Source organism: Pseudarthrobacter xylosi (assembly GCF_055412765.1).
This window is the reverse complement of record NZ_JBVAYT010000013.1, coordinates 1-13,385: the sequence shown is the minus strand read 5'-3', so window position 1 is coordinate 13,385 and position 13,385 is coordinate 1. Positions and strand designations below refer to the sequence as shown.

Annotated in this window: 9 protein-coding genes and 2 tRNA genes; 9 read left to right on the top strand and 2 right to left on the bottom strand. The window is 65.8% G+C overall.

Annotated elements, in window-relative coordinates; all coding sequences use genetic code 11:
• Window positions 1-9: 9 nt before the first annotated feature.
• The 4 genes from ACZY1F_RS20055 (at window position 10) to ACZY1F_RS20040 (ending at window position 4,733) form a co-directional block, all read left to right on the top strand.
• A complete protein-coding gene (locus ACZY1F_RS20055; RefSeq protein ID WP_463944191.1) occupies window positions 10-2,340 on the top strand; it encodes a prolyl oligopeptidase family serine peptidase in 2,331 nt (776 codons plus the stop codon).
• Window positions 2,337-2,852 (top strand): GNAT family N-acetyltransferase, encoded by a 516-nt coding sequence (locus ACZY1F_RS20050; protein WP_463944190.1) that lies wholly within the window; start codon window positions 2,337-2,339, stop codon window positions 2,850-2,852. Before ACZY1F_RS20055 ends, ACZY1F_RS20050 begins: the two co-directional genes overlap by 4 nt.
• Before the next feature lie 150 nt (window positions 2,853-3,002).
• Window positions 3,003-3,090: transfer RNA gene (locus tag ACZY1F_RS20045), tRNA-Ser, on the top strand.
• 161 nt (window positions 3,091-3,251) lie between these two features.
• Window positions 3,252-4,733: an MFS transporter gene (locus ACZY1F_RS20040; RefSeq protein ID WP_463944189.1), complete on the top strand. Its 1,482-nt coding sequence runs from the start codon at window positions 3,252-3,254 to the stop codon at window positions 4,731-4,733.
• Here the strand turns inward: ACZY1F_RS20040 and ACZY1F_RS20035 are convergent.
• Entirely contained in the window at window positions 4,657-6,837 is a 2,181-nt protein-coding gene (locus tag ACZY1F_RS20035; protein WP_463944188.1) for a RecQ family ATP-dependent DNA helicase, read from the bottom strand. The two genes, ACZY1F_RS20040 and ACZY1F_RS20035, sit on opposite strands and share 77 nt — an antisense overlap.
• Before the next feature lie 96 nt (window positions 6,838-6,933).
• Between ACZY1F_RS20035 and ACZY1F_RS20030 the strand changes: the two genes are divergently transcribed.
• From ACZY1F_RS20030 to ACZY1F_RS20015, 4 genes are all read left to right on the top strand, one after another.
• Window positions 6,934-8,352: a phosphomannomutase/phosphoglucomutase gene (locus tag ACZY1F_RS20030; RefSeq protein WP_463944187.1), complete on the top strand. Its 1,419-nt coding sequence runs from the start codon at window positions 6,934-6,936 to the stop codon at window positions 8,350-8,352.
• On the top strand, window positions 8,339-8,848 hold the full coding sequence (locus ACZY1F_RS20025) for a hypothetical protein (RefSeq protein WP_463944186.1): 510 nt from the start codon (window positions 8,339-8,341) through the stop codon (window positions 8,846-8,848). Before ACZY1F_RS20030 ends, ACZY1F_RS20025 begins: the two co-directional genes overlap by 14 nt.
• A 17-nt stretch (window positions 8,849-8,865) precedes the next feature.
• The gene (locus ACZY1F_RS20020; RefSeq protein WP_463944185.1) at window positions 8,866-9,315 is read left to right on the top strand and encodes an RrF2 family transcriptional regulator; all 450 of its coding nucleotides are present in this window, start codon (window positions 8,866-8,868) and stop codon (window positions 9,313-9,315) included.
• Window positions 9,316-9,464: 149 nt separating this feature from the next.
• Window positions 9,465-10,625: a globin domain-containing protein gene (locus ACZY1F_RS20015; protein ID WP_463944184.1), complete on the top strand. Its 1,161-nt coding sequence runs from the start codon at window positions 9,465-9,467 to the stop codon at window positions 10,623-10,625.
• Between the two features lie 192 nt (window positions 10,626-10,817).
• On the opposite strand, the gene ACZY1F_RS20010 is transcribed toward ACZY1F_RS20015, so the two are convergent.
• Window positions 10,818-12,644, bottom strand: coding sequence for a phosphoenolpyruvate carboxykinase (GTP) (locus tag ACZY1F_RS20010; RefSeq protein WP_463944183.1), 1,827 nt, complete (start codon window positions 12,642-12,644; stop codon window positions 10,818-10,820).
• A 275-nt stretch (window positions 12,645-12,919) separates the two neighbouring features.
• Between ACZY1F_RS20010 and ACZY1F_RS20005 the strand changes: the two genes are divergently transcribed.
• Window positions 12,920-12,993, top strand: a tRNA-Arg gene (locus ACZY1F_RS20005).
• The last annotated feature ends 392 nt before the right edge of the window (window positions 12,994-13,385 follow it).

Below are 13,385 nucleotides of genomic sequence, written 5' to 3'. Positions count from 1 at the left end.
ATGGGGCGCATGACCACCACTGCAGCTGATCAAGCGCCCGGTTCATCGCCCGCCCCCGAACCCACTGATGAGAACGTGTGGCTGGAGGAAATCTACGGCGAGGCACCGCTTGCCTGGGTCCGGGAGCAGAACGCACGCACCGAGGACCTCCTGGAGGACGCCGATTACGCAGGCCTGGAAGGAAGCATCCTGGAGGTGCTGGACTCCACGGACCGGATCGCCATGGTGGGCAAACGGGGCGAGTGGTACTACAACTTCTGGAAGGACCAGGCGAACCCCAAGGGGCTGTGGCGCCGCACCACCTGGGAAAGCTACCTGACCGACTCCCCCGACTGGGATGTCCTGCTGGATGTGGATGCCCTCGCCGCCGCCGAAGGAGCGGAATGGGTCTTCCACGGTGCCACGTTCCTCCGCCCGGCCGCCGGCGAACCGTACCGCCTCGCGCTGCTGGCGCTCTCCCCCGACGGCGGCGACGCCAACCGCTACCGCGAGTTCGACGTCGGGACCCGCACGTTCGTTGACCCGGCCGGCGGCGGTTTTGACTTGCCGACGGCGAAGGGAAACGTCTCGTGGCTGGACACGGACACGCTGCTGGTCGCCTCCACAGCCGGGGACCTGCCGCGGACTGCCTCGTCCTACGCCCGGACGGCCGTCACCCTGCGGCGCGGCGAAACCCTCGCCGCGGCTGCCCGGCTTTTTGAGGTGCCCGAGGACCACATGATGGCCGTGGTGGCTCATGATTCGACTCCCGGTTTCGAGCGCACGTTCGCTGTGGACTACATCGATTTCTACAACCGCAGCACCTTTATCCGCTGGGACGACGCCTGGCTCGAGATCGACGCGCCGACAGATGTGAACCTCAGCGCGCACCGCGAGTGGCTCCTGTTCCGGCCGCAGCAGGACTGGTCCCTGGACGGCACAACGTACCCCGCCGGGTCCTTGTTGGCCGCGAAGTTCGAAGACTACCTTGCCGGGTCACGGGATCTCTTGGTGCTCTTTGCCCCCGATGCACACACGTCGCTGCAGTCGTGGAGCTGGACCCGGAATTTCCTACTGTTGAACCTGCTGCGGGATGTCTCGTCCGAAATCCGAGTGCTGGATCCTTCCGCGCCTGGTGCAGCAACGGACGGGAGTGCGGCCGACGGGGGCGCGACCGACGGGGGCGCGACCGACGGGGGCGCGACCAGCGGGGGCGCCTGGGCTTCCTCGCTGCTGGACGCCTGCCCGCCGCTGCACGACGTCAACGCCTACGCGGTAGACGACGAAGATGAAGGACCGGCCGACGGCGGTGCGGGCGACGACTTCTGGCTGGTCGCCACCGGATTCACCACCCCCAGCACACTGATGCGCGGAACACTGGAGCGCGCGGGTTCCGGCAGCACCGATGAGGCGGGCACCGTTGGGGTGACCGCCGCTGTGGCCACCGCAGGTGTGGCGACCACAGGCGTGGTGAGCCATCATGCCGAAGTGAAGGCGTCGCCGTCGTTCTTTGATGACGACCAGTACGAGGTGCAGCAGCACTTCGCCGTGTCCGCGGACGGCACCCGGGTCCCGTACTTCCAGGTGGCCTCACGGGACCTGGTCCTGGACGGGCAGAACCCGACGCAGCTCTCCGGGTACGGCGGCTTTGAGGTTTCCCGGACCCCTGCGTACAGCGGAACCGTCGGCAGGGCGTGGCTGGAACGCCGGACCGCCACTTCCGGCGTGCCCGGCGAGGCCGCGCACTCCCGCGGCGGTGTCTACGTGGTGGCGAACATCCGCGGCGGCGGCGAATACGGGCCGTCCTGGCACCGGGCCGCGCTGAAGGAAAACCGGCACCGTGCCTTCGAGGACTTTGCCGCCGTGGCACAGCACCTCGTCCACCGCGGCGTCACCTCCCGCGAGCGGCTTGGCTGCGTGGGCGGGTCCAACGGCGGGCTGCTGGTGGGCAACATGCTCACGACTTACCCGGAGCTTTTCGGAGCTATCTCCTGCGGCGTTCCGCTACTGGACATGAGGCGCTACACGAGGCTCTCCGCCGGGCACTCCTGGATCGCCGAATATGGCGACCCGGACGTGGCGGCGGAATGGGAGTACATCCGGACCTTCTCGCCGTACCACCTGCTCAAGGACGGCGTGGAGTACCCCGAAACGTTCATCTGGACGGCCACGTCGGATGACAGGGTGGGGCCGGTCCAGGCCCGCAAGATGGCTGCCCGGATGCAGGCCATGGGCATCCCGAATGTCTGGTTCCACGAGGCGCTCGAAGGCGGCCACGCCGGAGCGTCGGACAACCGGCAGGCCGCCGCGCTGCAGGCCCGCAGCCAGCACTTCCTATGGCGGACGCTGGCAGGCGGATGACCATAGCGGCCGCTGTGGACGTCAGGCGGGCCACAGCGTCCGATGCCGTCAGACTGGCTGACGTCCATACCCAGTGCTGGCAGCAGACGTACCGTGGCTTGATGTCGGACGCCTTCCTGGCTGCCCTGAAACCAGCCCACCGGCTAGGGATGTGGTGTCAGTTGCTGCTGGCCCCAGAGCCGGCGGCGTGGGTGGCGTGCGTGGACGGCTCAGTGGTGGGGTTCTCCGCAACCCGCGCCGTGCCGCAAGGGCACCTTGGTCAGGATCTTCCCGCTTCAGGGAGCCTGGAGCTGTGGGGACTCTATCTGCTTCAGTCCCATCAGGGGCTGGGGCTTGGACGCAGGCTGCTTGAGGCTGCACTCGGTACAGCACCCGCCAGTCTCTGGGTGGCGGCAGGCAATACCAAGGCCATCGGATTCTACGAACGGCTGGGTTTCGCTCCGGACGGGGCCGAAGACCGGGTGGCCGAGTGGGAAGACCTTCGCGAAATCAGGATGATCCGCTCCGGTTGATCCGCTCAGGTCCGGCTGTTCTGTTCAGGTATTTTCGCCGGGCGAGCGGCCCCTTGAAGGTTGTGTGCCGGCCCTGAGACAGGCGTTCGGTGGCCGTTTTGCACTGCGTGCCCCGTTCTGCGTATCCTTGGTGGGCTAGTAATAGCCATTGGAGACGTGCCAGAGCGGCCGAATGGGCTTCACTGCTAATGAAGTGTGGGGCACAACTCCACCGGGGGTTCAAATCCCCCCGTCTCCGCGTTTGGCCCCGGTCCTGGACCGGGGCCTTTTGCGTTCCCAGGGCGCGAGCCGGGCGTGGTGCGCGGGCAGGAACCGGTGTGCGGGCGCAAAGGCTGGGCTGCCGGTCCGGGGTGCGGACGCACAAGGCTTCACCCCCGCCGGCGGTGGCAGGATGGTGGAATGGCAGCTAGCAATTCCCCGGGCGCGGAGACCAGCACAAGCCAGGCGTGGAATCCCCGCCTGGCACTACTGGTGGCTGCCACGTTCTTTATGGAGTTCCTGGACGGCACCATCCTCACCACCGCCATCCCCAACATCGCCAGCGACTTTGGCGTTCCAGCCGCCGACGTCAACATCACCATGACGGCCTACCTCATGACCGTGGCCATGGGCATCCCGCTCAGCGGCTGGCTTGCTGAACGCGTGGGGGCACGCAAAGTGTTCTGCGTCGCGATTGCCCTCTTCACGCTCGCCTCGTTGGGGTGCGCCGTCAGCCCGGACCTGACCGTGTTGACGCTGAGCAGGATCCTGCAGGGCGCCGGCGGGGCCATGATGGTTCCGGTGGGCACCCTCCTGGTACTGCGCGGCACACCCAAATCGGAGCTCCTGCGCGCCACGGCCTTCCTGGTGTGGCCCGCATTGCTGGCGCCGGTACTGGCGCCGCTGGTGGGCGGCGCCTTGACCACTTACTTGTCGTGGCACTGGATCTTCCTCATCAATCTCCCACTGGGCGCGGCCGCCTTCATCGCCGCACTGAGGCTGGTTCCAACCGGCGCGGGAGACAGCACTCGCCGGCTGGACTGGCTGGGCCTGCTCCTCACCACCACAGGCGTGGGCGCCCTGGTGGTTGGCCTGGAACTGGCAACCGCACACCCCGACGGTCCATGGGCAGCACTGAGCGCCGCGGCAGGCGCGTGTGCCCTCGCGGCCGCCGTGTTGTGGATGAGGCGGGCCAAAAACCCACTGTTCGACCTCAGCGTTTTTTCAACGCGGACATTCCGGGCCATGGCCACGGGCGGGTTTGTCTACCGCCTGACCATTTCTTCGGTGCCGTTCCTCCTGCCCCTGATGTTCCAGACCGGCTTCGGCTGGTCACCGCTGCACGCAGGAATCATGGTGGCGGCCGTGTTCATCGGCAATATTGGCATCAAGCCGGCCACCACGCCGCTGATCCGACGGTTCGGTTTCCGGGCCATGCTGGTCTTCGGATCCCTGGCCTCGGCGGTGACCTTCGCCCTGTGCGCCCTGCTCACGCCGGACACGCCGCAGGCCCTGACCTTCGCCTTGTTGGTCTGCAGCGGGGCTTTCCGCTCCATCGGCTTCTCCGCCTACGCGTCGGTGCAGTACGCGGACATAGCGCCAGCCCAGCTGACGTCGGCCAATTCCGTGTCGGCCACCTTGGTGCAGCTCGCCGCAGGTGCCGGCATCGCCGTTGGTGCCTTGCTGATCCGGATTTTCGACGGCGTGTCGGCCTTCCCCGCGGATGATGCGGGCCCCTTCCGCGGAGCCTTCCTCACCATGGCCGTCCTGATGCTCGTCAGCACGGCGGACAGCCTGTCACTGCACCGGCAGGCCGGCGCCGAGGTCAGCCGGCCTGGGCAAGCACCAGCGGAAGAACAGCCCCCGCCCCCGCCTGGCGCAGGGCACGTCCAGCAACGGTAACGGTCCACCGGCTGTCCACGAGGTCGTCGATCAGCATCACGCCTTGACCACGGAGTGATGCCATGGCCGCCTCCAACTCCGGCCCCACCACCACGCGGTCCCAGACGCCCGCCAGCCGGTAGGCGCTGTTGCCGCCGCGGCTTCCAGTGGGTCCGCCGTGGCCCAGGGCCAGCTCGCCAAGGTAGGGGATCCTGCCGATTTCCGAAATTCCCTGGGCGAGGGACCGAACCAGTTCAGGCTTGCTGCGGGAGGGCATGCTGACGATTGCGGCCGGCCGGCCTGCACCGCTCCAGCCCGGGTTCCGGCCGTCACCGGTAGCCCATTCCCGCAGGACCTGGACACAGGCCTGCAACATGGCCGGGTCCACTGGACGGTCCGCGGCGCCGGCAGCAAAGAGTTCCCGCAGGGCTCCGCCCCAGCCGAGATCAGTCAGCCTTGCCAGCACGCGGCCATCGGCCAGTCCTTCATCGGGCTTGATCTTGCCCTTGACCGGAACGCCCAGGCGGTCCATGCCGCTGGGCCACTGCAGGCGTGCCTCCAGGACACCGCCGGCACGGGTGAGGGTCTGGCCCGCCGCTGCCGTGGCATCCGCGGCTATGTCCGCCCGGAACCAGCAGCCCGCACAGTTATCGCACTTCCCGCAGGGGTGCGCGGTCTCGTCATCGAGGACCGAGGTGATGTATTCCATCCGGCACCCGGCGGTGTCCTGATAGATCACCATGGAGTCCTGCTCATCCACCCTGGCCTCGGCGATCCGGCGGTAGCGCTCGGCGTCGTAGATCCAGGGCTGGCCGGTGGAACGCCACCCGCCACCGACCCGTTCCACGGCGCCGTCCACGGCCAGGACCTTCAGCAGCAGCTCCAGCGGAGTGCGGCGGAGGTCAACCCTGGCCTCCAACGCAACCGTTGACACCGCAGTGCCGGCCTCAGCCAACGCCGTCAGCACCCCTGTGGCTTTTTCCTCCGAGGGCATGGAAGCGGTGGCGAAGTACTGCCAGATATCCCGGTCTTCAGAACCCGGCAGCAGCAGGACATCTGCGTTCGCCGCGCCACGGCCCGCACGGCCCACCTGCTGGTAGTAGGCCACCGGGGAGGACGGCGCCCCGAGGTGCACGACGAAGCCAAGATCCGGTTTGTCGAAGCCCATGCCGAGCGCCGAGGTGGCCACCAATGCCTTGACCTGGTTGTCTTTGAGCATCTGCTCTGCGCGCTCCCGGTCCGCGGGATCGGTCCTGCCGGTGTAGGCCTGCACGGTGTGCCCCGCGTCGGCGAGAAGCCGGGCGGTGTCCTCCGCGGCGGAAACTGTCAACGTGTAGATGATGCCGCTGCCGGGCAGGTCGGCCAGGTGCGTCAGCAGCCAGCCCAACCGTTCGCGGGAATTCGGGAGTGTGAGGACGCCCAGCCGCAGGGAATCACGGCCAAGGGTTCCGCGGATGGTGAGGACCCCCGCACCCAGCTGTTCCTCGATGTCGTGGACCACGCGTGAGTTGGCCGTGGCAGTGGTGGCCAGGACGGGAACAGACTCCGGCAGCTGGGTGATCAAGTCAGCGATCCGGCGGTAGTCCGGCCGGAAGTCGTGGCCCCAGTCCGAAATACAGTGTGCCTCGTCAATAACCAGCAGGCCCGTCCGCCGGATGAGCTCCGGCAGCTGGTGTTCACGGAAGGACGGGTTGGTGAGCCGTTCCGGCGAAACCAGCAGCACGTCGACTTCATCGGCCGCGAGCTGTTCCCGTACGGTGTCCCATTCCAGCTGGTTCGCGGAGTTGATGGCCACTGCACGCACTCCGGCGCGGGCGGCGGCCGCCACCTGGTCCCGCATCAGGGCGAGCAGCGGGGAAACGATCAGGGTAGGGCCGGCCCCGCTGCGCCGGAGGAGCAGGGACGCCACAAAGTACACCGCCGATTTTCCCCAACCGGTGCGCTGGACCACCAAAGCCCGCCGGCCGCCGTCGACCAGCGCTTCAATCGCCTCAAACTGTCCGTCGTGGAAATCCGCCGCCGGATGCCCCACAAGTTCGCGGAGAACCTCCAAGGCCTGGCTTTTTGTGGCGGACGGTGAATCAGGGGAAGCGGAAAGAAGGGCGGCGTTCTGGGTATCAACCATTGATCAAGTATCCCAGCCGCCACCGACACCCATAAAGCCGGGACCTCCGTATGTGAACAACCGGGAAGGTCCGCAGGTCCACGTAAGATAAGACCCGTGACTAGCGAACAGACAAAGACTTTTGACCTCTCGGCATCCTTCAAGGCGTACGACGTTCGGGGCATCGTGGGCGAATCCATCACCGCTGAAATCGTCGAAGCCGTGGGCGCCGCGTTCGTAGATGTCCTGGAACTGGAGGGCCAGACGATCCTGGTAGGCGGCGACATGCGCCCCTCCTCCCCCGAGTTCGCCAAGGCTTTCGCTGACGGCGCGGCCACCCGCGGCGCCGACGTCAAGCTCCTTGACCTGATCTCCACCGATGAGCTGTACTTCGCCTGCGGCTCCCTCAACGCTGCCGGCGCCACGTTCACCGCCAGCCACAACCCTGCCGAATACAACGGCATCAAGATGTCGAAGGCCGGCGCGCAGCCCATCTCCTCCGAATCAGGCCTCAAAGAGATCCAGGCCCTCGCGGAGCAGTATCTCAACGAAGGCTTCATCCCGGCGGCCCCCGCCCGTGGTCTGATCGGCGTCCACGACGTCCTGAAGGACTACTCCGAGTACCTCCGCCAACTGGTGGACCTCTCCGGATCCCGGCCGCTGAAGGTAGTTGTGGACGCAGGCAACGGCATGGCCGGCCTCACCACGCCGGCGGTGCTGGGCAACGCCCTCCTGCCCAAGCTGCCATTCGAGATCATCCCCCTGTACTTCGAGCTGGACGGCTCCTTCCCCAACCACCCGGCCAACCCCCTCGAGCCCGAAAACCTCCGCGACCTGCAGGCCGCCGTCATTGAGCACGGCGCCGATCTCGGCCTGGCCTTCGACGGCGACGCCGACCGCTGCTTCGTCATCGACGAAAAGGGCGAGCCCGTGTCGCCGTCGGCCGTCACCGGCATGGTGGCACGCCGCGAAATCGCCCGCGCCCAGGCACAGGGCGAGGCAACTCCCACCATCATCCACAACCTGCTCACCTCCCGTGCAGTGCCGGAACTGGTGGAGCACGACGGCGGCCGCGCCGTCCGCACGCGCGTGGGCCACTCCTTCATCAAGGCAGTCATGGCCGAGGAAGGTGCCGTGTTCGGCGGCGAGCACTCAGCCCACTTCTACTTCCGCGACTTCTGGAACGCAGACACCGGGATGCTCGCAGCCATGCACGTGCTTGCAGCCCTCGGAGAGCAGGACGGACCGTTGTCCGAGCTCGGCCGCGAGTACGAACCCTATGTCTCCTCCGGCGAGATCAACTCCGAAATCGAGGACAAGGCTGGCGCCGTGGAGCGCGTCCGCGCCGACTTCGCCTCCCAGGACATCACCGTTGACACCATGGATGGCAGCACGTTCACGGCAAATGACGGCAGCTTCTGGTTCAACCTGCGCCCGTCCAACACGGAGCCCTTCCTCCGCCTGAACGTGGAAGCAACGGACCTTGCCACGATGGAACGCGTCCGCGACCGCGTGCTCTCCAATGTCAGGCGCTAAGCCGGAGGTGGCCCACGAAGCCACAGACAGCCCGGCTGCGGTGGCTTCGTGGCGGGATTCCGTTCCGGAGGCCTCAGCCACGGATCTGGAAAACCTGCTGGGCACAGGCGTCGGCGCAGCCCAGGAGCAGCTGGAGCGAAACGGCGGCTTCCTGCCGTTCGCACTGGTGGTGGAGAACGACGGCGAAGTCCGTCTCGTGGCCGTCACACCGGCTGATGCCCAGGACGGCTCCGACGCTGACTTCGACGCGGACACGATGATCAGTGACCTCACCGAGCTGCTCCGGCAGAACCGTGCTGATTTCCAGGCGGCCGCGATCGTCTGTGACATCCTCTTGGTGGAGGAAGAAACAGATGCCATCCATGTAGCTGCTGAGCACCGTGACGGATCCGTTTTCGCCGCGGTCCTTCCCTACGCCGCCAACACCGGGACGCACGAATGGGAGTTTGGCCAGCTCGCTGCTGACACCAGCGAACCCACCGTCTGGGTGGACTAGACCGCACCCCGGTTGCCATGAAAATCAACGCCTTCGCAGACGTCAGCCTCCGGGCGCTGATGGTCCTTGCGGCCGCGCCCGGGGCCACCCTCCTGACCACGCAGAACATCGCCGATGCTGTGGGTACTCCGTACAACCACGTCAGCAAGGCGATGGCCAGGCTGCGCGGGCTGGGCCTGATCGAGGTTGAGCGCGGCAGGTCGGGCGGATCCCGGTTGAGTTCTATTGGCCGCCTGGTAACGGTGGGCCAGGTCCTGCGGGACCTGGACACCCGGACGGACGCTGCGGACTGTGTGTCGCCGGGCGGTATCTGCCCGCTGATCCACGAATGCAGGCTTCGCGCCGCACTGGCCCGCGCCCGTGAAGCGTTTTACCGGGAACTTGATGGCGTGGTTGTTGCCGAGCTCCCCGGCTCGGGGCAGATGACACCCGTCTTCCAGCTGATCGGCCTGCGCCCGGGCCTGTAGCCTGTAGCCGGTAACCCCGCGTCCACACCCTCACCGATTTGATTCCAACTTCTACGGGGTGTAGAACTTGAGGTACGAATATACGCATTTCAAATGTAAGTATTCACATTGACCGGATGAAAGTCCGGTCCCCTATCGCAGGAGTGCACATGCTCTCGGACAAATCCCGCCCCGTCATCGAGGCCACGCTGCCGCTCGTCGGTTCGCGGATCGGCGCCATCACTCCCAAGTTCTACGCCCGGCTCTTCGCGGCCCATCCGGAACTGCTGGATGGCCTGTTCAGCCGCTCCAACCAACGCTCGGGCGACCAGCAGCAGGCGCTGGCCGGAAGCATCGCCGCTTTCGCCACGCACCTGGTCAACAACCCGGGCTCCCTCCCCGAAACCGTGCTTTCCCGCATCGCCCACCGGCACGCATCGCTCGGCATCACTGAACCCCAGTACCAGGTGGTCTACGAGCACCTCTTCGCGGCCATCGCGGAGGACCTGGCGGAGGTCATCACGCCGGAGATCGCCGAAGCCTGGACCGAGGTGTACTGGCTTATGGCCGACGCACTGATCAAGCTCGAAAAGGGCCTCTATGCAGGACAGGCCAACGGCAAAATGTGGACCCTGTGGAAGGTTGCCGCAAAGAGCCCTGCCGGTCTTGGCTCCATGACCTTTACCCTGGAACCCGCAGACGACACCCCGGTCACACCCGCTCTGGCCGGCCAGTACGTCAGCGTCAAGGTCCAGCTGCCGGACGGCCTGCGCCAGGTCCGGCAGTACTCACTTTCGGGTGATGTAGGCACCAGCCGCAGCTTCACCACCAAGCTCGACGACGGCGGCGAGGTCTCCCCCGTGCTGCACAACGCTGTCGAGGTGGGCGACATCCTGGAGATTTCCAATCCGTACGGCGAGATCACCCTGAAGGACGGCGACGGTCCGGTGGTCCTCGCATCGGCCGGTATCGGCTGCACGCCGACGGCGTCGATCCTCCGGTCCCTCGCCGAGTCGGGCTCCGACCGGCAGGTGCTGGTGCTCCACGCGGAAAGCACACTGGACAACTGGGCCCTGCGCGGTCAGATGACGGACGACGTCGAACGCCTGGACAGTGCCGAGCTCACGCTTTGGTTGGAGGAACCGCGCGCAGGGGCCAACGAGGGCTTTATGTCGCTGCGTGAAGTAGACCTGCCGGCCAACGCCTCGCTGTACCTCTGCGGGCCGCTGCCGTTTATGAAGCACATCCGCAATGAGGCCATCAACGCCGGCATCCCGGCCACGAAGATCCACTATGAGGTTTTCGGACCGGACATCTGGCTCGCCAGCTAAAACACACATCGGTTGCTCCGTAACGGCCCTTTTTTGACGGCTCAACCGGGCCGCTACGGAGCAACGATGGGTAACGACGGCGGCCCCGCACCTTTCTTGCAAAAGGTGCGGGGCCGCCGTCGTCATAAGCGGGGCCTCCGCCGCCGAGGGTTCCCTAGCTGAGCGGAGCGAAGCCAGGGAGGCGGTGGGGACTCAGCCCAGACGGGACTTCAGGCCGGCAAGCTCGGACTGCAGCGCCTCGGGGAGGGAATCGCCGAAGTTGGCGTACCACTCCTCGATGGATGCGAGCTCGGTGGCCCACTCTGCCGGGTCGACACGGACGGCCTCTTCGACCTGCGCGGGCGTCATGTCCAGGCCCTTGAGGTCGATGGATTCGCCCGTGGGAACAAAGCCGATCGGCGTTTCAACGGCGTCCGCCTTGCCTTCCAGGCGCTCGATGGCCCACTTGAGGACGCGGGCGTTGTCGCCGAAGCCAGGCCAGGCGAAGCCACCCTCGGCCGTGCGGCGGAACCAGTTGACCAGGAAGATCTTGGGCAGGCGCTCCGGGTTGGCCTTGGCGGACAGGTTGACCCAGTGGTTCAGGTAATCGCCTGCGTCGTAGCCCATGAACGGCAGCATGGCCATCGGATCGCGACGGACAACGCCCACGGCGCCGGCCGCCGCGGCAGTGGTCTCGGAGGACAACGTGGAACCCATGAAGATGCCGTTTGACCAGCTGCGGGCCTCGGTCACCAGGGGGATGGTGGTCTTGCGGCGGCCGCCGAACAGGATCGCGGAAAGCTCTACACCGTCCGGGTTGTTGTACTCCTCGGCCAGCATGTCGATCTGGTCGATCGGCGTGCAGAAGCGCGAGTTCGGGTGAGCGGCTGGCTTATCGGAGTCCGAGGTCCAGGAGTTGCCCTGCCAGTCGGTCAGGTGAGCGGGCACTTCCTCAGTCATGCCCTCCCACCACACACCGCCGTCGTCGGTCAGTGCGACGTTGGTAAAGATGCTGTTGCCCTTGGCGATGGCGCGCATCGCATTGGGGTTGGTGCCCCAACCGGTGCCCGGAGCCACGCCGAAGAGGCCGGCCTCGGGATTGACGGCGCGGAGTTCGCCTTCCTTGCCGAAACGCATCCAGGTGATGTCGTCGCCAAGGGTTTCCACCTTCCAGCCCTCGATGGTGGGATCGAGCAGCGCGAGGTTGGTTTTGCCGCAGGCGGACGGGAAGGCAGCCGAGACGTAGTACGTCTTCTGCTCCGGCGAAGTCAGCTTCAGGATGAGCATGTGCTCGGCCAGCCAGCCTTCGTCGCGGGCCATCACGGAGGCAATACGGAGGGCGTAGCACTTCTTGCCCAGGAGTGCGTTTCCGCCGTAGCCGGAGCCGTAGGACCAGATGGAGCGCTCCTCGGGGAAGTGGACGATCCACTTGTCCGGGTTGCACGGCCACGGCACGTCCGCCTGGCCCGCTTCGAGCGGCGCACCCAGGGAGTGCAGGGCCGGGACGAAGAAGGCGTTGGTCTCGGTGATGCGGTTCAGTACATCGGTACCGATGCGGGCCATGATGCGCATCGAGGCAACAACGTAAGCGCTGTCGGTGATCTCGACGCCGAACTTGGGATCTTCGGCATCCAGGTGGCCCATAACGAAGGGGATCACATACATGGTGCGGCCGCGCATGGAGCCGGCAAACAGCCCACGCAGCTTCTGCTTCATCTCGGCCGGAGCCATCCAGTTGTTGGTGAAGCCGGCGTCATGCTCCTTCTCGGAGCAGATGAAGGTCTGCTCTTCCACACGGGCTACGTCCGCGGGATCAGAGAATGCAGCGAAAGAGTTGGGGAAGAGCTCCTGGTTCAGGCGCGTCAGTGTCCCCGCTGCGACGAGTTCGTCAGTAAGACGGTTGTTTTCCTCTTCGGTACCGTCAACCCAGTGGATGCGGTCCGGCTGAGTAAGTTCTGCAACCTCTTCGACCCATGCCAGCAGGCCAGCATGTGTGGTGGGTGCTTTCTCAAGCAGCGGCAGTCTTGCGAGATCGCCCATTGCGGTTCCCTTCCTCGGGTTCATCGGTGTGGACTAAATGCTATTGGCCGCCAAAGGGCCTCAAGCAGGACCCGCGGTGCACGTTCGTGAGCGTTTGGGCCGAAAACCGCGCAAATTCAAGGAAACGGCGCGCAAACTATTGGATTTAAGTGACGAAGGTCACCTAGACCGGTCTAGTCAGCTAGATTACATGCTTCTCGATTTGGAACTCGGGGTCTCCCTCGCGTAAAGTAATTCGAGGTTCGGGGAGCAAGAAACTCCGCGAAACACAAGATGCGCCCATAGCTCAGCTGGATAGAGCGTCTGTCTACGGAACAGAAGGCCGGGGGTTCGAATCCCTCTGGGCGCACAGNGTCTTCGGACCGGGGTGTTTTTCTTTGTCCGGATTCTCTGGGTTGGTAGTCCTTGGTGGGGTCGATGGTGAGTTCGCGGATGATTTCTCCGGTGGTGGCGTCGCTGATGGTGACGTCGGCGTCGTGGATGAGCATCAGGACATGTTTACGGGCGTGGGCCCGGCCGATGCCGATGTGGCGGAGCTGTCCGGCGTGGCGGAGGGTGAGTTTCCCGAACTGGTCAACCCGGTCGATGCGGCGGTGCCAGTGGTCTCCCTGTTTCGTTCCGGCCGGTGCGGCCTTGGGTGTTGCGGCGTAGGCGGCGGCGGGTGTGCGTCGGTCCAGAGCGCGGTGAGGGCGTTCATGGTTGTAGATGTGCCGGAACTTTTCCAGTTGTTCGTTGAGGTCT

What these genes read in the sequence shown, in the direction of transcription:
- ACZY1F_RS20025 (WP_463944186.1), top strand. Translation starts at nt 8,339, where the DNA reads ATGTCAGGCGCTAAGCCGGAGGTGGCCCACGAAGCCACAGACAGCCCG.
- ACZY1F_RS20015 (WP_463944184.1), top strand. Translation starts at nt 9,465, where the DNA reads ATGCTCTCGGACAAATCCCGCCCCGTCATCGAGGCCACGCTGCCGCTC.
- ACZY1F_RS20050 (WP_463944190.1), top strand. Translation starts at nt 2,337, where the DNA reads ATGACCATAGCGGCCGCTGTGGACGTCAGGCGGGCCACAGCGTCCGAT.
- ACZY1F_RS20035 (WP_463944188.1), bottom strand. Translation starts at nt 6,837, where the DNA reads ATGGTTGATACCCAGAACGCCGCCCTTCTTTCCGCTTCCCCTGATTCA.
- ACZY1F_RS20055 (WP_463944191.1), top strand. Translation starts at nt 10, where the DNA reads ATGACCACCACTGCAGCTGATCAAGCGCCCGGTTCATCGCCCGCCCCC.
- ACZY1F_RS20040 (WP_463944189.1), top strand. Translation starts at nt 3,252, where the DNA reads ATGGCAGCTAGCAATTCCCCGGGCGCGGAGACCAGCACAAGCCAGGCG.
- ACZY1F_RS20010 (WP_463944183.1), bottom strand. Translation starts at nt 12,644, where the DNA reads ATGGGCGATCTCGCAAGACTGCCGCTGCTTGAGAAAGCACCCACCACA.
- ACZY1F_RS20020 (WP_463944185.1), top strand. Translation starts at nt 8,866, where the DNA reads ATGAAAATCAACGCCTTCGCAGACGTCAGCCTCCGGGCGCTGATGGTC.